Here is a 19,312-nt window from a genome sequence, read left to right as displayed (position 1 = left end):
CGGCAGGCTCTCTTCGATGGTCCGCTACGGGGCGGGCTTTGGACTGGGGATGGTTGCATGCAGATCGAGAACAGCGCTTTCGGCCCGATACGCTCCTTCATGGGTGAGTACGTCGTTGCTGCCTGGCGCGAGTCGCAAGGAGGCAGCCCGGTTCTCTTCGGTGGCAGGAAGGCGGGCCACGACATCATCGACCAGGACATGCTCATCGACGCCAAGGTCCTGGTCCCTACGACGGCGTCGGAGCGTCGCGCATGGCCGGGGCACGACTGGAAGGTCGCCCGCGATCGTCACGCTCACTTCGACCCTGAGAAGACCACACACATCGCCTTGGTCGCCCTTCCGGAAGACATGTCCTTCGAACTCGTTGATGACGGAGGGCGGATCTCCATCAGCACGAACTGCAAGGAAGCCGCGATCTACCTCATCGGAGTGGGGGAGTTCAACAACATGCTCGATCCGGAGGCCGGCGCGGCCGAACGTTGGCGCTACCTGATCCTCGAGACGACATGGCTGCACCAAAACCGAGTGCAGTGACAGAGCTGACGACGACCTGGTTCGCGGACGCGTCGCGCCTGCGAACCAGGTCACCGTTGACTCGATGAATAGATCGCATCACCGCCATGAGCTGCAACTTCAGCCAGATGATTCCGCCGGACCGTTGATAACCGAGGGCGTCGGCAAGACCCACATCGGCGGCGGCCTGGCCATCGCGGCCTACCGGGCCGGCTTCACCGTCTACTTCATCAGCCTCGACGACATGGTCCGCCAGCTGAAGGAGGCCGACTCGATCGGCCGCCTGACGGTCAAGATGCGGCTTGGGTCGCGTTCCAGCGTCGCGGGGGCATCAGGCGCGGCAGGCCGACGGCGGCCGATACGCGAGCGCACCCGGCCATGTTCACAGGCGGGGTTCTTCGCGTTCGTCGTAGTCGTGGCGTGCGCGCTCGATGGCGGGCATGTGCTGCGAGGTCCAGGCCAGCAGTACGTCGATGGGATGCCGCAAAGTCTTGCCGAGTTGGGTGATCCGGTATCTGACAGCCACAGGGCGGGTGGAGACGACCTCGCGCTCGATCACGCCGTTGCGTTCGAGCCGCCGGAGCGTCGCGGTCAGCGACTTCTGGGTGACCTGAGGGATGGCCCGGCGGAGTTCGTTGAAACGGCACGGGCGTTCGCAGAGTTCGTTGAGGACGGCGAGTGACCATTTGTCGAGGATCTGGTCGAGCAGTTCGCGGTGCGGGGCGTCGATGCGGACTTCGTCGGCGGTATCCATGGCGAAACCTGGTCTCGTTGAAGTGTCTTTCCCCTACTAAGTATCTTCCCGATACCGAGAACGGAAGAGGAGAGACCCATGGCTGTTCACCACTTCACTCCGCACGGCATGCTCCGGCCGGTTCCCTACCACCACGTCGCTGTGGGTACCGGGAGCAGGCACGTACACGTCAGCGGCCAGATCGCGCGCAGGCCCGACGGAACCGTCGTTGCGCCCGGCGATCTGGCCGGACAGGTTGCCCAGGCACTGCGCAACACCGCCACCGGACTGGCGGGCGCCGACGCGACCTTCTCGGACGTGCTGCGCCTTACGTTCTACGTGACCCAATGGACCCCTGAGAAGATAGGCGACTTCATGGCCGGAGTGGAGGCCGTCGCCGGCGAGATCGGTCTCCCGACCCCACTGCCTCCGGCATCGCTCATCGGCGTCGACTACCTCTTCGAGCCGGATGTCCTCGTCGAGGTCGAGGCGACCGCCCTCCTGGACTGACTGCCCGTGCGCGGGTCAGCGGGCTATCGAGATCGCGAACGGCGCGAATCCGCTCGACCGGATCACGTGCGGTACGAAAAGTATCGCGGCCTCGGTGGCGCGGGCGGTCCGGATCCCGCCGAGGTCGGTGATCCACTCCTCGTGCCAGCCCAGATCGACGAGCAGTTCACGCACGGTCTGCTTGGCCTGCGGGTCGTCGCCGGAGAGGAAGGCGTCGGGTGCCTGCGCCAGGGCGGCGGGGGCGGTCATCACCGGGAAGAGCATCGTGTTGAGTGTCTTGACGACATGTGTTCCGGGGAGCGCTTCCTGGAGTTGCTCGGCCAGGCTGGAACCGGGGTGGATCAGGTCGCCGGGCAGGCCGTCCGGTCCGTCGGCGGTGGCGTTGGAGACGTCGATGAGGATCTTGCCGCGTAGTTCCTCGCGCAGGGCGACGAGCCGGTCCAGCGAGCCGGCGCCCGGGGTGGCGTTGATGACGATCCGGGCGGTCCGCGCCGCTGACGCGGCGGCGTCCGGCGTGCGGCCCACCGCCGGCACCTCGTGTCCCGCCCGGGTGAGGGCGGTGGCCAGGTTGCCGCCGACGCGGCCGTTTCCGAGAACGGCGATCGTGGTCATGTTGATCAGGTCCTTTTGTGTGTGCGGATGGTGATGTGCGGTCAGAGGGAGAGTGTGTTGACGGCCTGGGCGTGAACGCCGGGGGCGGCGGCCAGGAAGCTGTCGCTCTGCGGAGTCCAGGGGCGGCCCTCCGTGTCGGAGATCCGTCCACCCGCCTCGGTGACGAGCAGCGCCCCGGGCAGCAGATCCGCGCGAGCACCGGCGAACTGCCAGAAGGCGTCGATCCGGCCCGCGGCCACGTTCAGCAGGTGCAGGGTCGCGGGGACGGCGGTGCGGACGACGAGCGCGTCGAAGAGCATCGCGGTGATCGATGAGCCGACGCGTCGTACGACCTTTTCGTCCTCGTCCGGCCGGGCCTGGCTGGTGGCCACGAGGCCGAGGCCGAGATCCGTGGTCGGGGAGACGCGCAGCGGGCGGCCGTCGAGGTGGGCGCCCCCGCCGGCGAGCGCGGTGTAGGTCTCGCCGGTCAGCGGCACGTGGACCGCGGTGAGTACCGGGCGGTTCTCCCGTACGAGGGTGGCGGTCACCGCCCACTCCGGCAGGGCGTGCAGGTGATTGACGTTGCCCTCGGCCGGGTCCACGACCCACCATTCGCCAGACGGCAGCGCCCCACCGTCCAGTTCGTCCTCCACCCAGCCGGCGTCCGGGCGCAGACGCGTGAGGGCGGGGCGCAGGATGTCGAGAGTCGTGTTGTCGTTGCCGGCGAGCGCGCTCATGAGCTCTTCCCGGGTCCGGTAGGAGACCACGTCGCCGAACCGCTCTACGAGCGCCGATCCGGCCTCGCGCACAGCGATCACGGTCTGGCCGAGCAGGTCGGTGTCGGAGACGGTGACACCGGCGGCCTGAAGCGTTTCGGACATGACTGAACTCCCTTGCGCAGAAGGCTGGTTGAGGCGCCCGACCCGAGGTGTTCACCTTGTCCCGCGCGCTCTGCTTTCGAAGGTATAGAGGCCATTGATTAACTTCAAATGCATGTACGGCACGGCTAGGATTACTCCCATGCAATTGGATTTGAATCTGCTCTCCGCCTTCGACGCACTGCTCGAGGAAGGAAGCGTGGCGGGGGCGGCTGCGCGCCTGCACGTCACCGCGCCCGCGATGAGCCGGAGCCTGGGGCGGATCCGTCGCACGACAGGGGATCAGATCCTGGTGCGCACCGGCCGGACAATGACCCCGACGCCGTACGCGATCGCCGTACGTGAGCAGGTGCACGAGCTGCTGCAGCAGGTCCAGGGGGTGCTGGCACCAAGCCGAGAACTCGATCTGGGCACGCTGGAGCGCACCTTCACCCTCCGCTGGCACGACTCCCTGGTCGCCCTGTGCGGCCCCGCGCTGCTCTCCGCCGTGCGCGATCAGGCACCGGGCGTACGCCTGCGCTTCCTCGCGGAAGCGAGCGTCGACACACCCGAGCTACGGCGTGGCGAGGTCGATCTGGAGGCGAACGCCACCCGGCCGAGCGCGCCGGACATCCGTGCCGAGAGCGTGGGCGAGACCCGCCTCGTCATCGTCATGAGACGAGGGCACCCGCTCGACCGCGGCCGGGCCCTCACCGCAGAGCAGTACGCCGCTGCCGAGCATGTCGTCGTCTCCCGCCGCGGAAACCTCAGCGACTCCGTCGACGACGCCCTCGCACGACTCGGCCTCACCCGCCGCGTGGTGGCGGCCGCACCCACAGAAGCGGCCGCACTGGAGTTCGTGCGCGGCTCCGACGTCCTGGTCTGCGTCCCCGAAGCCACCACGCACTCAGCGGTCACCGACCTCGGCCTGACCACTCTCCCCCTCCCGCTCGAACTGCCGCCAGCCCCCATATACCTGTCATGGCATCAGCGCTACGACACAGACCAGGCCCACACCTGGCTACGCGACCTCGCCCGAACAACGCTGACCAGACACGGAGCACCGTCGTAACCACACCGGCACCGGCGCCCCTCGGACGGCTCATGCCTGGCGCTGGTCGGCGGGCAACGCCGAATGGACACCCCGCATCACGCCGGCCTTCAGGCACCCCGTCTCCCCTCCCAGCGGACATGACCTAGGCGGCGCCCGAAGCCTGAGCCGTCCGGCCACCGGCCGAGAAGGCGGCCCAGCGAGGCCCGGCCGGTGCGTGCCGGACGGAGCTCACCGTTCCGTTCGTGTCACACCTGGCCGTACCTGAGGCGGGTGGATGGAGTGCCGAGCAGGGCGGAAGCCCGCTGGTACGAGTCGTCCCGAGGCGCAGGGGCGGCCGGGGCTGTGGGAGCGGTGCGACAGGTGAAGCCGAGCTGGGCCATCACTCGCCGGACGCGCCGGTCACCAGCACCCGCTCCCCCGGCTGCACCTTGGCGATGGCGTGCACGGACGCCCAGGCGGTGCCGACCGGCGAGAAGCAGCTGCAGGCCAGAGCGGGGTCGGTGCCCTCGGGCATGGTTTCCACGGCGGCGTCGGGCACGAGCGCGTGCTCGGCCCAGGCACCGTCCCGGCTCAGCCCCAGTCCTTCGCCCCGCAGTCGGACGAGCGCACCCTCAGGGTGCGTGTCCGAAGCGACGACGTAGCCGCCGCCCTGGGTGCCGGGGATGAACGGCAGCTGGGGAAGGATTCCGAACTGCCCGTCGAGGATGTGACGGTGGCCGCGACCACCCGGACCAGGGTGTGACCGGGCGCCGGTTCGGGCACGGTCCGCTCCCCGAGCCTGGGCAGGGTGCCGAACGCCTCCAGGGCCAGGACGCGAGAGGTGAACGAGGTAGTGCTCACGTGCGGTGTTCTCCCTTTCCCCTCGGGGCGTGGCGTTTGCCGGCGTCGACGGTGACGCCCCTTCCCCGTTGGCACCCCAGCCCGCTGCTTGCGTCGTACATACATCACGGCCTGCACACGTCGACGAGGACGGGGGCGCCCCGTACAAACCACACTCGGCGCGGCGGTGCGTCGCACACCTCCCGCCGCCCGCCGGAGGTCACTGCGCTCCCTCGCGGATCACCCGCCCTGCACCGGCGACAGTCCCGCCCCCACCCGCGCCGCCGTCTCCCGCAGCCAGATGTGTGCGGCGTCGTGCGTGTGCACCGGATGCCACCACAGCGCTTCCTGCAGCGGCACCGCCTCGTACGGGGGTGCCACGACCCGTACGGGGGCGATCGGCGCGAGCAGGCGGGCCAGGCGGGCCTGGACCATGGCGATGCGGCGGGTACCGGCCACCAGCAGCGGCAGCAGCTGGAAGCTGTCCACGGACACCTCCACGCGCGGCTCCACCCCGAGCATCCCGAGCTGGCGTACGGCCGGGGCGTCGTAGGTCCGCTGGTACGTGACCCAGGGAAGGTCGGCCAGGTCCTGTCGGGTGAGCCCGTCGGTGACGGACGGGTGGTCGTCGGCGACCACGAACACCCACCGGTCGTCGTAGAGGTCGGTGGCGGGGAAGTCGCTGATGACGCCGTGCGGCATGAGCAACCCGTCGACGGTGCTGAGCAGAGTGGCGGTGTCATCGACCACAGTGGGCGGTGTCTGGGCGAAGCGCAGCCGGATTCCGGGGGCTTCCTCATGGACGACGCGGGCGAGTTCGGCGCCGAAGACGGAGACGGCGTAGTCGGACGCCACCAGCTTGAACTCCCGGCTCTCCACCGCCGGATCGAACTCGGCCTGGCTGGAGAAGAGGCGTTCGAGGACATCGTAGGCGGTGGAGGTGCGGTCGAGGAGCACCTGGCCGAGGGCGGTCAGTTCGTAGTGCCCGCCGACGCGGGCGAGGAGGTCGTCGTCGAAGTGGCGGCGCAGTCGGGACAGGGCGGCGCTCATGGCGGGCTGGCTGAGTCCGACGCGCTGTCCGGCACGCGTGACGTTGCGCTCTTCCAGCAGGGCGCGCAGGGCGACGACGAGGTTGAGGTCCAGGCGGGCCAGGTTCACTGACTTTCCCTTGCTGTACGGCGTCGGGCGACGCTGACCTGCGAACATCTGCCGCACCGATGACAGTCATCCACACAATCGATTTCCCTGATCTCTGGTGACGGGTCCAGATTAGTCGCACCGCAATCAGGAGGACATGTCCGTGAAACCCGCTCCCGCATCCGCGCCCTTCGCCGGTCCTTTCGCCCTCGCAACGCTCTCCGCCCCGAGCCGTCCGAAGTTCCCCGCCCTGGTCACCGCCGACGAGCTCGTCGTGGACCTGCGCGCCGCCCTCAACGACGAAACACTCACGGTCCGGCAGCTCCTGGAGCAGTGGACGGCGCTGCTGCCGCAGCTGCGTTCCCTGAGCGAGGACGACACCGCGGAGCGCAGGGCCCTTTCGGAGTTCCGCGTGCACGCGCCGCTCGAGCCGCGCCAGGTCTTCCAGTCCGGGGCCAACTACCGGCAGCACGTCATCGATCTGCACGTCGCCCACCGGGCGGACGGCGACGACCGCCCCGAGGACGAGCGTCGCGCCGAGGCCGCCGAGATCATGGACCGGCGGGCGCAGGAGGATCTGCCGTACGTCTTCATCGGCCTGCCGAGCGCGATCACGGGCCCCTACGACGATGTCGTCCTCCCCGCGTGGGCCGAGAAGCCGGACTGGGAGCTGGAGTTGGCCGCCGTCATCGGCCGTCCGGCACACCGTGTCTCCGTCGATGAGGCCCTGGAGCATGTCGCCGGTTACACGATCGCCAACGACCTCACCGACCGGGCGACCGTCTTCCGCCGGGACATGCCGCAGATCGGCACGGACTGGCTGCGCAGCAAGAACGCCCCCGGCTTCACGCCGCTCGGCCCGTGGATCGTGCCCGCCGAGTCGATCTCCGACCCCGGAGACCTACGGCTCGTCCTCAAGCTGAACGGCGAGGCCATGCAGGACGAGTCCACCAAGGACATGATCTTCAACGTCGCCCGCATGGTGTCCTACGCCTCGCAGAGCGCCCGTCTCCTGCCCGGCGACCTGGTCCTGACGGGCTCCCCCGCCGGCAACGGCGTGCACTGGGGACGCCTGCTGCGCGACGGCGACGTGATGGACGGCTCCATCACCGGGCTCGGTGCACAGCGCACCCGATGTGTGGCCGAGGTGACGTCATGACCACCACCGGATCTCAGGAGTCTCAGGGGACTCTGAAGCCTCTGAAGCCTCTGGACCGGAACGACCCCGAGGGCGCCATCGCCGAGGCCACCGAGGCGCACTCCAACTGGGGCCGCTGGGGCGAGGACGACCGTCTCGGCACCCTCAACTTCCTCGACGCGGCCAAGCGCCGCGAAGGTGCGGCACTGGTCCGCCGAGGGGTCAGCTTCTCCCTCTCCCAGTCCTTCGACATGGACGGCCCGCAGAAGGGCTGGCGGCGGCGCACCAACCCGGTGCACACCATGCTGGACACCGGCACCGACGCGGCCCTCGGTAACCAGGGATTCCCGCACGGCATCGGCGGCGCCGACGACGTCATCGCGATGCCGCTGCAGTGCTCGACGCAGTGGGACGGGCTCGGCCACATCTTCGACCACGGCAAGGCGTGGAACGGGCGGGCGGCCGAGAAGGTCGTCACCTCCGACGGCGACCTCGTCACCGGAATCGAGCACATGGCGCCGTACGTGGCCGGGCGCGGCGTCCTCCTGGACGTGGGCCGCGTCGCGGGCCAGGGCGGCGAGCTGCCGGACGGGTTCGCGATCACCGAGGAGCATCTGACCGCGACGGCGGACGCGCACGGCGTGGTCGTCGGCCGGGGCGACATCGTGCTGGTGCGTACGGGACGGCTCGCGCGGGCCCGGCGCGAGGGCTGGGGCGACTACGCGGGCGGCCCCTCGCCCGGCCTCTCCTTCACGACCGCCGGCTGGCTGCACCGCACCGAGATGGCCGCGATCGCCACGGACACCTGGGGCTTCGAGGTCCGGCCGAACGAGTTCGAGCACGCCTTCCAGCCCCTGCACCAGGTCGCCATCCCCAACATGGGGCTGCTCATCGGCGAGATGTGGGACCTGGACACGCTGGCCGAGGACTGCGCCGCCGACGGCGTGTACGCGTTCTGGCTCACCGCCGCCCCCCTGCCCATCACCGGCGCCGTCGGCTCCCCGGTCAACCCGATCGCCGTCAAGTAGTCCCCGCAACCTCCTTGAACGGCAACCTCCTTGAGCGACAAAGGGAGTTCTTCCATGAGCACACCCCGCACCGTCCTCGTCATCGGCGGTGGCGCGGCCGGCAACGCCGCGACGATCCTGCTGCGCCGCGCCGGGATCGCGGTCGACCTGATCGAGGCCACGGACGACTGGAACGCCACCGCGGGCTCCGGGATCACCCTCCAAGGCAACGCCCTGCGCGTCCTGCGCGAACTCGGCGTGTGGGACCAGGTGCAAGCGTCCGGCCACGGCTTCGGCGCGGTCGGCATCACCGCGCCGGACGGCACCGTCCTGCACGTCGCCGAGGACCTGCGCACCGGCGGTGACGACCTGCCCGCCACCGTCGGCATGCAGCGCCCCCGGCTGCAGCGCATCCTCAGCGACGCGGTCCGCGACAGCGGCGCCGGTGTCCGCCTCGGCGTGCGCGCCACCACCCTGGACCAGTCCCCCGACGACACCGGGGTCACCGTCCGCTTCACCGACGGGACCGAAGGGCACTACGACCTGGTGATCGCCGCCGACGGCCTGGGTTCCACGACCCGCGCCGCCATCGGCGTCACGGACCGGCCCGAGCCCACCGGCATGGCCATCTGGCGCGTCGCCGCAGCCCGCCCGGCCGGCGTCACCCGCACCGACCTCACCTACGGCGGCCCCGCCTACATCGCCGGCTACTGCCCCACCGGCCCGGACACGATCTACGCGTACGTCGTCGAGGCCAACCGCGACCGTGCCTCCATCCCGGCCGGCTCGTACGCGGACGAGATGCGCGCCCTGGCCCGGCAGTACGGCGGCCACTGGCCCGAGATCACCGCGCACATCACCGACCCGGCCCAGGTCAACTACACCTGGTTCGACCGAATGCTGGTCGAGGGCTCCTGGCATCGCGGCCGTGTCGTCCTCGTCGGCGACGCCGCGCACTGCTGTCCGCCCACCCTCGCCCAGGGCGCCGCCCTGTCCCTGGAGGACTCCTGGGTGCTCGCGCAGCTCCTGACCTCGTCCGACGCCTGGGACGACGCACTGTTCCAGGCGTACTACGAGCGGCGCGTGGCCCGCGTACGTCCCGTCGTCGACGCCTCCGTCCAGATCGGCCAGTGGCAGCTCGACGGCGTCCGCGACGCCGACGTGCCCGGCCTGATGCACCGCACGATGACGATGCTGCGGGAGCTGCCGTGACGCCCCCGCCCACCGTCGACGTGCACGCGCACGTCCTGCTGCCCGAGATCGAGGCCCTGGTGGACGGCCTGCCGGGCCATGCCGAGGCCCGGGCCCTGGACGCCCGCCGCAACGGACCGGACGCGCTGCGCGTCAACGGCCCGATGATCGGGGACCGCATGCCCCGCCTCACCGATCCGGCGGCCCGGCTCGCGGCGATGGACGCACAGGGCGTGGACATCCAACTGGTCAGCCCCTCCCCCTCGCACTACCACTACTGGGCCGACGAGGAGACGGCCGAGAAGGTGTACCGGCTGGCGAACGAGGCGACCGCCGCGCACTGTGCGGCCGCACCCGACCGGCTGCGCGGCCTCGGTCTCGTACCCCTGCAACACCCCGCACAGGCGGTACGCGCACTCGACCACGCACTCGCACAGGGCCTGGAAGGCATCGAGATGTCCAGCCACTCCCCGGGGCGAGAACTGTCCGACCCGGCCTACGAACCCTTCTGGGCCAGGGCGGCGGACACCGGCGCGATCGTCTTCCTGCATCCGTTCGGCTGCACCCTCGACGAGCGCCTCGACCGGTGGTACCTGTCCAACTCCGTGGGCCAGCCCACCGAGAACGCCGTCGCCCTCTCCCATCTGATCTTCTCCGGCGTCCTCGACCGCCATCCAGGCCTGCGGATCATCGCGGCACACGGCGGCGGCTACCTGCCCACCCACATCGGACGCGCCGACCACGCGTGGCAGGCCCGCTCCGACGCCGGGGCCGGATGCGCCCACCCGCCCAGCAGTTACCTCAGGCGTGTCTACTTCGACTCCCTGGTCCACGACCCGGGCGTGCTGCGGGAGTTGGTGCGCGTGGCCGGCGCGGATCGGGTGCTGCTCGGTTCCGACTTCCCCTTCGACATGGGTTCCGATGATCCCCTCGGCGCCTTGCGCGCCGCCCGCCTGCCCGACGCCGACTTCGAGGCGGTGCGCGGCGGCACCGCGGCCGCCCTCTTCCTCCGGAAGGACTGATCCGTCATGAGCAACCGTCTGCTCACCCACCTGCGGCACGTCGACCTCGCCGTGCCCGACTACGACAAGCAGCTCGACTTCTACGCCGGCGTCTGGGGCCTGACCAAGGTCGCCGAGGACTCCGGCATCTCCTTCCTCGCCGCCGAGGGCAGTCCGGAGCAGTACGTGATCCGCCTGCGCAAGGCCGACGAGAAGCGCCTCGACCTCGTCTCCTACGGTGCCGCCTCCGCCGCCGACGTCGACACCCTCGCCGAACAACTGCTCGCCGGCGGCGTCCAGCTGATCTCGCGGCCCGGCACGGTGGACACCCCCGGCGGCGGCTACGGCTTCCGGTTCTTCGACGTCGACGGCCGCACCGTCGAGGTCTCCGCCGACGTCGAGGTCAGGCGGCACCGCAAGATCGAGGAGAAGGAGGCCATCCCGGTCAAGCTCTCCCACGTCGTCCTCAACTCCCCCGATCTCGACCGGACCCGGCAGTGGTACGAGCGCCACCTCGGCTTCGCCCTGTCCGACACGCTGTCCTCCTCGCACATGGGCGAGGTCATGCACTTCATGCGCATCTCCAACCAGCACCACTCGATGGCGATCGCGCGCGGTCCGCACACCTCCCTGCACCACGTCTCGTTCGAGATGCGCGGCCTGGACGAGTACATGCGCGGCTCCGGCCGCGTGATGCGCGCCGGGTACCAGAAGATCTGGGGCCCGGGACGCCACATGGCGGGCGACAACACGTTCACGTACTTCCTCGACCCGCACGGCAACACCGTCGAGTACACGACCGAGCTGGAGTGCCTGGACGAGGACACCTGGCACCCGCACGTCTACGACTTCTCCCGGCCCGAGGTCACCGACCAGTGGGGCACCGCGAACCCGATGAACGAACTGGTCGCCAAGGAGTCGTTCAACGACCCGGACCGCGGCGTCTTCGTCGCCCCGCCCGTCTGACCCTCCGCCCTCGAACTCCGGGGGCGCGGCGGCCCTGTCCATGCCCTGACTCCGCCCTCCGCGCCCCCTGCCCCTGCTGCCAGGAGCCCTCATGCGATTCGCCACCTACGCACACCAGCACCGCACCCGCGTCGCCGTCGTCGAGGCGGACGGCACCCTCTACCCACTGCCCGGCACCGCGTCACTCGCCGATCTGGTGCGCACATGCGGCGGACTACCCGGCCTCCTCACCGCGGGAGCCGCCGCCCTGGACGTGCCGCCCGGCCCGCACGTCTCCCAAGTGCGGTTGCTCCCCCCGCTCCAGCCGACGTCCGTACGCGACTTCGTCACCTTCGAGGAACACGTGGAGGGCGTACGCCGCTCGGTCGACGGCACGAGCGGCGTACCGGAGCAGTGGTACGAGGCCCCCACCTTCTACTTCACCAACCCGCACGCGATCTACGGAAGCGGCGACGCCGTCCCCGTGCCGCCCGGCTGCACCGCCTTCGACTACGAGCTCGAAGTCGCCGCCGTCATCGGCCGCGAGGGCCACGATCTCACCCCGGAGCAGGCGCGCGACCACATCATCGGCTACACCGTCTTCAACGACTGGTCCGCGCGCGACCTCCAGTCCGCCGAGATGAAGGTCGGCCTCGGCCCCTGCAAGGGCAAGGACACGGCCACCACGCTCGGCCCGTACCTCGTCACCGCCGACGAGCTCGACCGGCACCGGGACGGCGACGGCTTCCTGCGTCTCGCGCTCACCGCCGAGATCAACGGGGAGGTGGTCGGCAAGGACCTGCTGTCCAACATGAGCTGGACCTTCGAGGAGATGGTCGCCTACGCCTCGCGCGGCACCCGGGTCATGCCCGGTGACGTCCTCGGCTCGGGCACCTGCGGCAACGGCGGCTGCCTCGCCGAACTGTGGGGGCTGCGCGGCGAGCAGGTCCCTCCGCCGCTGAAGCCCGGCGACACCGTCACCCTCACCGTGGAAGGCATTGGCAGCGTGTCCAACACCGTCGCGCCCGGCCCGGACTCGGTACCACTGCCCGCCGGCCGGCGCCGGCCCCGGGAGCGGCCGTGAGCGACCTGCGCTCCCAGCGGCTCCTGGGCAAGGTGGTCGTCGTCACGGGCGCTGCACGAGGCCAGGGCGCCGCCGAGGCAGAGGCACTCGCCCGGGAGGGCGCTCAGGTGATCGCCACCGACGTACGGCCGTATGGCGGCTGCCGTCGCCTCGACGTGACCAGCGCACAGGACTGGTCCGGTCTCGCCGCCGAGCTGAAGGAGTCGTACGGCCAGGTGCACGGCCTGGTCAACAACGCGGGCGTCACCTGGCGCGCCCGACTCGGCGACGTGCGGCCCGAGGACTTCGGCCAGGTGCACCGCGTGAACGTCACCGGGCCGCTGCTGGGCATCCAGTACCTGGCGCCACTGATGCCGCCGGGCGCCTCGATCGTCAACGTCGGCTCCTCTGCGGCCCTCACTGCCCACTACCCGGTGGCCTATACCGCCAGCAAGTGGGCGCTGCGGGGGCTGTCCAGGACGGCCGCGCTGGAACTCGGGCCCCGCGGCATCCGCGTCAACCTCGTCCACCCCGGATACATCGAGACCTAGATGACCGCCTCGGCCGCCCCCGCCTTCCGCGAGGCAAACCTCCGCGAGCCCCCCCCTCGGCCGCACCGGAACCACCGAGGAAGTCGCCCCGCTGGTGGTGTTCCTCCTCTCGGACGATGCGTCGTTCATCACCGGCGCCGAGATCCCCGTCGACGGCGGTCTCACCTCGCACGGCGGCGTCAAATCGGTGTCCGACGTGCTGCGCGAGGAGGCCACATGATGCGGCGGGAGGACAAGGCATGCTGTTCTCCGGGACTGCCCGTGGCCCCACACGCGTCAGCAGGCGGTTTATCCGCGCGCGGCAGGGAACGCGGGACGGGAGCGCAAATATGGGCGCACCGCGTGAAACGTCGTGCTCGTCCATGACTCACGATCTGCGGAGGATGAGCCATGGGCGAGAACATCTGGAGCTACCCGCCCGCCGGCACGATCACGAACATCGACGCGGAGGCGAAGACCATCAGCGTCGGGCGCAGCAAGGAGCAGGTCGTCTACTTCCGGTGCACCGACCCCTCGGGCGCAGGCCCCCGCGTGCTCTTCCAGCGCGCCCCCGAGAGCAAGAAGGTCAAGAACCGCGTGCATCTCGACGTGCGGGCCGGCCTGGAACTCGTAGGGGACGAGCGACTGTCCACGCTCGAGGCCGAATGCGCACGGCTTGTCGCGCTCGGCGCGACACATGTGCGCACGATGTATGCCGACGAAGAGAACGAGTCCTGCCTTGTGATGCAGGACATCGAGGGCAACGAGTTCCGCCTCGCCTGAAGACCCGGCCCGGCGCCCTCGGCGGGCGGCTGGTCTTTGACTCGTCCTACGGGGCCGTGAGGATGTCGAGCCGCGCGGCGAGATCGGGGTGGGCGGTGACCAGGTGGGGACGGGCGGCGGCCAAGGGCGCGATGAGGTCGGCGGCGTCGTCGTGGGCGAGGGCCGCGTGGAGTTCGCCGAGCGGGCGGCGGGCCGCGGCCGGTAGGTCGGTGAGTGCGGTGATCTGTCCGGCGAGCAGGCGCAGGTCGGCGGCGTTGTGGCGAGCCCGGGCGGCGGCGGTGCGGTCGGCGGCACGGGCCTGGCGGGTAGCCGTCACGCGCTGCTCGCCAGTGGTACCGGCCGGGCCGGGGCGACCGCGCAGGTAGCGACGCTCGGCGGCCTGTCGGCTCGTGACGCCGAGGGGCGGGGCGAGGTCGGCCCAGCTGGCGCCCGCGTCACGGGCCGTTTCGATCAGGCAGGTCTCCCATCCGGCGAGCCGCTCGCGGACCTGCCGCAGCAGCAACAACGAGGCCAGGGCCTGCTCCGGGCCCGGCTCGGCGTCGGAAGCGTCCGGGGCGTCCCGCTGGGCTTCGCGCAAGGCGTCGTCTATGGCGTTGAGGGCTGTCGCGGCGGCGAGGAACGACGCCGGGCTGTGGGCGTCGGTGCCGTTCGTGGACGGCTGGTCGGCCGGGGTCACGGACGCCTCCCTGGAGCTTGTCATCGAACTGACGACATCATGTTTGTCATCCATTGGATGACATGTTACAACGGTGTCAGTGAGGCGCATTGGCAGTAACTGCCTGAACCTGCTGGAGGTGTTTTCACGATGTTGATGCGCACTGACCCCTTCCGTGAGCTGGACCGGCTGACGCAGCAGCTGATGGGCCCGGGGACCTGGTCGAGGCCGTCGGCGATGCCGATGGACGCCTACCGCGAGGGCGACGAGTACGTGGTGGCCTTCGACCTCCCCGGCGTCACCGCGGACGCGATCGATATCGACGTCGAGCGGAACATGCTGACGGTCAAGGCCGAGCGCCGGCCGATGGCGAAGGCCGACGACGTGCAGATGGAACTGTCCGAGCGGCCGCTGGGTGCCTTCTCCCGCCAGATCGTGCTCGCCGACACTCTCGACACCGAGCACATCAAGGCCGACTACGACGCCGGCGTGCTCACCCTGCGCATCCCGATCGCCGAGCGCGCCAAGCCCCGCAAGATCTCCATCGGCGTCGGGACCGGCCACAAGGAGATCTCCGGCTGACACCGGCCGGACAGGTGCGGAGGACGGACACCTGATCTCCCCCCCTATCCCGCCCTCCGCACCCCGCGGGCAGTTCGAAGAACAACAAGGGGTGGCAGCCGAGATGACTCTGCGACGCGAAGCCTTCCTCGACCACGTCCAAGAACGTGGCCGGTACAGCACTCGAGAGGGGGCCGAACGCGCGGCCCGCGTGGTGCTCGCCCTGCTCGGCGCGCACCTGGTCGGCGAAGTCCGCGCCCAGCTCGCGGCACGCCTGCCGGAGGAATTCGCCCTGATCCTGCTCAACCCCCTGCAGAGCGCCGAACCGCTCTCGCCGGAGCGGTTCGTGCGAGCGACCGCGGCGTGGATCGAGGGCGCCACCGAGCAGACCGCGACCTGGGATGTCAGCGCCGTGCTCTCCACGGTCGCCGACACCGCCGCAGACGACCTCCTCGAGGAGATCCTGCTCCAGCTCCCCGCAGGCTACGACCTGCTCTTCGGCCGCCCCCAGCCCACCTGACCACCGGTGCCACGCACCGGCACCGTCCAACCCTGGCTTGACGAAAGGCATGCAGCGCAGTGACCACCGACGTGCGCGTACCGCTTGACCACCAGCAGTCGTTCGGGGCGGCGTATCAGCAGATGCTGGAGAAGGTCCGCTACGAAGGGGCCTACCCCACCCGCGAGCGAGCAGACGAAGTCGTCCGCCTGGTCCTTTCGGGGCTGGGCCGCCAGCTGACCGGAGACGAACGCGTCGACCTGGCCGCCTGCCTGCCCCTGGAGGCCGCACGTGTCCTGACCTCGCAGATCCCCGACCTCCAGCCGCTCACCGGCTGGGCTTTTGTCAAGGATCTCGCCGCCCGCTCCGGCACCTCCTTGGCCACCACCCGCTGGGACACCGGCTCCGTCTTCGCCGCCGTCGCCACTCAGGCCGGCCCCCACCTCATCGCCCGCATCCTTCACCAACTCCCCACCGGCTACGCCCTGTTGTTCGGCCAGGCCGAACTCAACCCGGCCGCGTAAACGACCGGTGCCAGGCAGGATTGGAGATCAGTGTCGAAACGCTCACCCGCCTGGTCACCTAGCTGGGACAGCAGATCCACGACCTCCGCGCGGAACTTGCCGAACGAGACGAGGACCTCACCGCCGCACGGGCGGCCAACCGCGAGCTGACGGCTCACTCTCGATCGGCTTCACCGGGACGCCCATCACTCCCCTGCGCACGGAGCAGGGAGCCTCTTCCAACCTGGATGAGTGGTTCAACAGGGAGGAGGATGCGAAGCCCCTTCAACCTCCTCGGCCGGTACGCCGCCGTAGCCCGCCGCGCAGGGAAGTCGGTCTCCCGAAGGCGGAGTTCGATCCGGTGTCGGCGATGCCAGGTTCTCCTCCGGAGCTACAGCCGCACCCGTCGGACTGGAGCGGAGCCGGACCCCGGGCCCGCGTGCCACCATGGCTCCCGAGCTCTTCGCGACCGAAACAGGGAGGGAACGTGGGCAGCGCCACGTCTGCCAAATGGTCCGGCTGGCGCAGCCGGATTGTCGAGATACCGGGCGCAGGGGACGGGAAGCCGGTCCTCTTGGAGTTCCGCGCGGGCTTCACCACGAGCTTCAACCTGTCGACCGTGCGCGAGGGTCCTCATCATCAGCGGGCCCATGACACGCTCGTCACCATCAGCCGGACTGGCCCGTCGCACATCGTCCTGCCGGCCGACTGCGACGCCCTCGCCATCCGCCGAGTCACGGTGGGCAACGAGGCCGCCAGTGGCCTGGGCCGATGGAAGATGCGCATCGTGGACAGCGACGCGCTGCCTCAGCTCCCGACCAAAACAGCACGGGGAAAGGGAACTCGGACCTTCGGCTATTTCAGCCCCAAGCCGTACTTCGAATACGCCCCGGTTGTGCACTACGACTTCATCGACTCCCCCGGCACCATCATCTACACGCCGACCAACGGCGGGAAGCAGCTGATCCGCTTAACCTCCGCTGTCAACCAGAAGGGCACCCTCCGCCTTCCCCAGCACGGATACGTCACCCTGTCCGATCATGGCAAGTGGCACATCTCGGTGACCTGACCTCACCGATTTGAGCGCTCTCCATCTTGATCAGATGGCGAGTTCGAGGGTGACGACGGCTCTGACGACGGCGGTGATCCGGGTGGTGCTGCAACGGAGCTTCCGAAGAACGTCGGTGACTGCAGCTACACCTCCAGCGGCCACCACGGCACGTCCAACGGCCGCGAGTTCGGCACGAAGTTCGACGCGAAGCTCCCCGAACTGGTAGCCCCCGACGCACAGAACTGACCTCGCCGCGGGGGGGGGGGGGGGGGGGGGGGGGGGGGGGGGGGGGGGGGGGGGGGGGGGGGGGGGGGGGGGGGCGGCGGGGGCGCCCCCCGCCCCCCCCCCCCCCCCCCCCCCCCCCCCCCCCCCACCCCCCCCCCCCCCCCCCGCCCCCCCCCCCCCCCCCCCCCCCCCCCCCCCCCCCGCCGCGTTGTCGTGTCCGGGAGCAGACGCAGGATCAAGCTGCCACGCCGCGAGTGATTCCTCCCAACTTATCCCCACTCACTCCCGTTCTTTGTGTTGCGCGTATTGCACGCGTGTGGCTATCCGTGCGCACCCCCTTGACGGACACCCCGGAGGCTTATTTTCTTTCCGCACACAACTAGGAGGTGACCGTGCTCCGCCCCCTCTCTCTGGCCCTCGGCGCGCTCGTCTGCGCCGCCCAACTGACCTTCGCCGCCCCCGCGTCCGCCGCCCCCACGACCCTCTACGTCGACTGTTCCGCCGCCACGAACGGGACCGGAACCCAGGCCGCGCCACTCAATTCCATGCCCGCCGTTAACGCGCTCACCGTCGGCGCCGGCGACTCGGTCCTGTTCAAGCGTGGGACGACATGCAAAGGGCAGCTGTACGCCCGCTGGTCGGGAACCGCTGACTCGCCGGTCACGTACGGAAGTTACGGCTCCGGGAATGCCGCGCACATCGACGCGAACGGCAACTACGCGGCCGTCTGGCTCAAGAACGCCTCGCACGTCACGGTGCAGGATCTGGAACTGACCGCCCCCGGAGACAACACCACCGCACGTCGCGGGGTATGGGCGCAGGCCGTCGACTCCGGGGACCTCTCGGGGGTGACGCTGCAGCGGCTGAACATTCACGACGTGCGCGGCGTGCTCCCCGCCACGACCGGAGGGACCGTCTCCAACGGCAAGTACGCGGGAGCGTCCGGCGGCGTCATCGTCGAGGCACTCGGTTCCACAACTCCCTCCGCCTTCACCGGTATCCGAATCCGTGAGAACACCATCACGTCGGTGGACCGAGCCGGCATCTACTTCTGGTCCAACTGGTGCCGGCGCTCCGATCTGGTGAGCTTCTGGTCCTCGTACTGCTCCTCCGGCTGGCACCCGCACACCGGCACCGTTGTCGAGGACAACCACCTCTCCGACGTCGGCGGCGACGGTGTCGTCATCAAGACCAGCAGCGACGCCGTCGTCCAGCACAACACCCTCGCCGGCTTCAACGAGCGGGCCGGATCACCCAACGCCGGGATGTGGACCGCCAACAGCGACGATGTCACCTTCCAGTACAACGAAGCGTCGGGCGGCAACTCCACCAAGGACGGTCAGGGATACGACGTCGACCACTCCACGAACCGTGTGACGTTCCAGTACAACGTGTCGCACGACAACGACGGCGGCTTCATGCTGCTGTGCCCCTACGGCGCCGACGTGCCGGGCAACTCCAAGGACTTCGTGGTCCGTTACAACCTGTCCGTCAATGACCACGGCCGGACCTTCCAGGTGTGCAGTGGCGGCCTCGTGCGGGGGCGGATCTACAACAACACCATCCAGTTGCCCGAAGACGCCGGCCACCAGGTCGTCACGGAGAGCGCCACGAAGGACGGCGCGCTCGACGTGGCATTCACCAACAACCTTCTCCGCGGAGCGAGCGCAGGATCGTACATCTGGACACTGAACGACTCCGCGTTCCGGATCGACCACAACCTGATCTACTCCGCCGCCGTCCCCCCGACCGGCACGAACACGCTCACCTCGGCGCCCCAACTCGCCTCGCCTTCCACCACATCGTCGGACCCGGACGACTTCAAACTGCTCACCACCTCCCCCGCCCTGAGCGCCGGGGCGCCGGTGACCGCCAACGGCGGCAGCGACTTCTTCGGGACCACTCCCGCCGACCCGCCGTCCATCGGCTTCCACGAAGGAAACTGA

21 protein-coding genes and 2 pseudogenes are annotated in these 19,312 nt (G+C 69.8%); 17 read left to right on the top strand and 6 right to left on the bottom strand.

All coding sequences use genetic code 11. The features are described from left to right. The first annotated feature begins 57 nt into the window (after positions 1 to 57). Positions 58 to 534, top strand: a complete 477-nt coding sequence (locus tag ACIBTU_RS09050; RefSeq protein WP_399125306.1) for a hypothetical protein — start codon at positions 58 to 60, stop codon at positions 532 to 534. A gap of 64 nt (positions 535 to 598) precedes the next feature. Beyond that, positions 599 to 802, top strand: a pseudogene (locus ACIBTU_RS09045) (ATP-binding protein); the annotation flags it as partial. 93 nt (positions 803 to 895) lie between these two features. On the opposite strand, the gene ACIBTU_RS09040 reads toward ACIBTU_RS09045, so the two are convergent. Continuing rightward, complete coding sequence (locus tag ACIBTU_RS09040; RefSeq protein ID WP_399125305.1) at positions 896 to 1,267, bottom strand: winged helix-turn-helix transcriptional regulator; 372 nt, start codon at positions 1,265 to 1,267, stop codon at positions 896 to 898. A gap of 78 nt (positions 1,268 to 1,345) precedes the next feature. Here ACIBTU_RS09040 and ACIBTU_RS09035 point away from each other — a divergent pair, with 78 nt between their 5' ends. Next, positions 1,346 to 1,756, top strand: a complete 411-nt coding sequence (locus ACIBTU_RS09035; protein ID WP_399125304.1) for a RidA family protein — start codon at positions 1,346 to 1,348, stop codon at positions 1,754 to 1,756. Positions 1,757 to 1,771: 15 nt separating this feature from the next. On the opposite strand, the gene ACIBTU_RS09030 is transcribed toward ACIBTU_RS09035, so the two are convergent. Continuing rightward, positions 1,772 to 2,368, bottom strand: a complete 597-nt coding sequence (locus tag ACIBTU_RS09030; protein ID WP_399125303.1) for an NADPH-dependent F420 reductase — start codon at positions 2,366 to 2,368, stop codon at positions 1,772 to 1,774. A gap of 41 nt (positions 2,369 to 2,409) precedes the next feature. Beyond that, complete coding sequence (locus tag ACIBTU_RS09025) at positions 2,410 to 3,228, bottom strand: inositol monophosphatase family protein (RefSeq protein WP_399125302.1); 819 nt, start codon at positions 3,226 to 3,228, stop codon at positions 2,410 to 2,412. A gap of 139 nt (positions 3,229 to 3,367) precedes the next feature. Between ACIBTU_RS09025 and ACIBTU_RS09020 the strand changes: the two genes are divergently transcribed. Further along, a complete protein-coding gene (locus ACIBTU_RS09020) occupies positions 3,368 to 4,276 on the top strand; it encodes a LysR family transcriptional regulator (protein ID WP_399125301.1) in 909 nt (302 codons plus the stop codon). 361 nt (positions 4,277 to 4,637) lie between these two features. Here the strand turns inward: ACIBTU_RS09020 and ACIBTU_RS09015 are convergent, their stop codons facing one another. Beyond that, positions 4,638 to 4,796, bottom strand: coding sequence for a hypothetical protein (locus tag ACIBTU_RS09015; protein WP_399125300.1), 159 nt, complete (start codon positions 4,794 to 4,796; stop codon positions 4,638 to 4,640). A 521-nt stretch (positions 4,797 to 5,317) separates the two neighbouring features. After that, positions 5,318 to 6,235 carry a LysR family transcriptional regulator gene (locus tag ACIBTU_RS09010; protein ID WP_399125299.1) on the bottom strand — a complete coding sequence of 306 codons (918 nt, stop codon included), beginning with the start codon at positions 6,233 to 6,235 and terminating at the stop codon, positions 5,318 to 5,320. A 136-nt stretch (positions 6,236 to 6,371) separates the two neighbouring features. On the opposite strand from ACIBTU_RS09010, the gene ACIBTU_RS09005 reads away from it, so the two are divergent. The 8 genes and pseudogenes from ACIBTU_RS09005 to ACIBTU_RS08970 all read left to right on the top strand — a co-directional run bounded on the left by ACIBTU_RS09005 (position 6,372) and on the right by ACIBTU_RS08970 (position 13,872). After that, entirely contained in the window at positions 6,372 to 7,373 is a 1,002-nt protein-coding gene (locus tag ACIBTU_RS09005; protein ID WP_399125298.1) for a fumarylacetoacetate hydrolase family protein, read from the top strand. After that, the gene (locus ACIBTU_RS09000) at positions 7,370 to 8,380 is read left to right on the top strand and encodes a cyclase family protein (protein WP_399125297.1); all 1,011 of its coding nucleotides are present in this window, start codon (positions 7,370 to 7,372) and stop codon (positions 8,378 to 8,380) included. The genes ACIBTU_RS09005 and ACIBTU_RS09000 overlap by 4 nt, the downstream gene beginning before the upstream one ends. A 54-nt stretch (positions 8,381 to 8,434) precedes the next feature. Then, on the top strand, positions 8,435 to 9,571 hold the full coding sequence (locus ACIBTU_RS08995; RefSeq protein WP_399125296.1) for an FAD-dependent monooxygenase: 1,137 nt from the start codon (positions 8,435 to 8,437) through the stop codon (positions 9,569 to 9,571). Continuing rightward, the gene (locus tag ACIBTU_RS08990; RefSeq protein ID WP_399125294.1) at positions 9,568 to 10,572 is read left to right on the top strand and encodes an amidohydrolase family protein; all 1,005 of its coding nucleotides are present in this window, start codon (positions 9,568 to 9,570) and stop codon (positions 10,570 to 10,572) included. Before ACIBTU_RS08995 ends, ACIBTU_RS08990 begins: the two co-directional genes overlap by 4 nt. Before the next feature lie 6 nt (positions 10,573 to 10,578). Next, positions 10,579 to 11,517 carry a VOC family protein gene (locus ACIBTU_RS08985; protein WP_399125293.1) on the top strand — a complete coding sequence of 313 codons (939 nt, stop codon included), beginning with the start codon at positions 10,579 to 10,581 and terminating at the stop codon, positions 11,515 to 11,517. 91 nt (positions 11,518 to 11,608) lie between these two features. Continuing rightward, complete coding sequence (locus ACIBTU_RS08980; protein WP_399125292.1) at positions 11,609 to 12,580, top strand: fumarylacetoacetate hydrolase family protein; 972 nt, start codon at positions 11,609 to 11,611, stop codon at positions 12,578 to 12,580. Next, positions 12,577 to 13,330: pseudogene (locus tag ACIBTU_RS08975) on the top strand (SDR family NAD(P)-dependent oxidoreductase). Before ACIBTU_RS08980 ends, ACIBTU_RS08975 begins: the two are co-directional and overlap by 4 nt. Positions 13,331 to 13,500: 170 nt before the next feature. Further along, complete coding sequence (locus tag ACIBTU_RS08970) at positions 13,501 to 13,872, top strand: VOC family protein (RefSeq protein WP_399125291.1); 372 nt, start codon at positions 13,501 to 13,503, stop codon at positions 13,870 to 13,872. A gap of 46 nt (positions 13,873 to 13,918) precedes the next feature. Here the strand turns inward: ACIBTU_RS08970 and ACIBTU_RS08965 are convergent, their stop codons facing one another. Beyond that, the gene (locus ACIBTU_RS08965; RefSeq protein WP_399125290.1) at positions 13,919 to 14,548 is read right to left on the bottom strand and encodes a type III effector protein; all 630 of its coding nucleotides are present in this window, start codon (positions 14,546 to 14,548) and stop codon (positions 13,919 to 13,921) included. A gap of 129 nt (positions 14,549 to 14,677) precedes the next feature. Between ACIBTU_RS08965 and ACIBTU_RS08960 the strand changes: the two genes are divergently transcribed. The 5 genes from ACIBTU_RS08960 to ACIBTU_RS08940 all read left to right on the top strand — a co-directional run bounded on the left by ACIBTU_RS08960 (position 14,678) and on the right by ACIBTU_RS08940 (position 19,312). Beyond that, a complete protein-coding gene (locus tag ACIBTU_RS08960) occupies positions 14,678 to 15,109 on the top strand; it encodes an Hsp20/alpha crystallin family protein (RefSeq protein WP_399125289.1) in 432 nt (143 codons plus the stop codon). 103 nt (positions 15,110 to 15,212) lie between these two features. Then, positions 15,213 to 15,608 (top strand): DUF2267 domain-containing protein, encoded by a 396-nt coding sequence (locus ACIBTU_RS08955; RefSeq protein WP_399125287.1) that lies wholly within the window; start codon positions 15,213 to 15,215, stop codon positions 15,606 to 15,608. Between the two features lie 59 nt (positions 15,609 to 15,667). Next, on the top strand, positions 15,668 to 16,111 hold the full coding sequence (locus ACIBTU_RS08950; protein WP_399125286.1) for a DUF2267 domain-containing protein: 444 nt from the start codon (positions 15,668 to 15,670) through the stop codon (positions 16,109 to 16,111). 466 nt (positions 16,112 to 16,577) lie between these two features. Further along, positions 16,578 to 17,159, top strand: a complete 582-nt coding sequence (locus tag ACIBTU_RS08945; RefSeq protein ID WP_399125285.1) for a hypothetical protein — start codon at positions 16,578 to 16,580, stop codon at positions 17,157 to 17,159. Between the two features lie 599 nt (positions 17,160 to 17,758). Further along, positions 17,759 to 19,312 (top strand): right-handed parallel beta-helix repeat-containing protein, encoded by a 1,554-nt coding sequence (locus ACIBTU_RS08940; RefSeq protein ID WP_399125284.1) that lies wholly within the window; start codon positions 17,759 to 17,761, stop codon positions 19,310 to 19,312.

Source organism: Streptomyces sp. NPDC050145 (assembly GCF_044460245.1).
In the GTDB taxonomy this organism is placed as follows: domain Bacteria; phylum Actinomycetota; class Actinomycetes; order Streptomycetales; family Streptomycetaceae; genus Streptomyces.
Note: the sequence above shows the minus strand (reverse complement) of the source record. Positions and strands in the feature narration are given on the sequence as shown.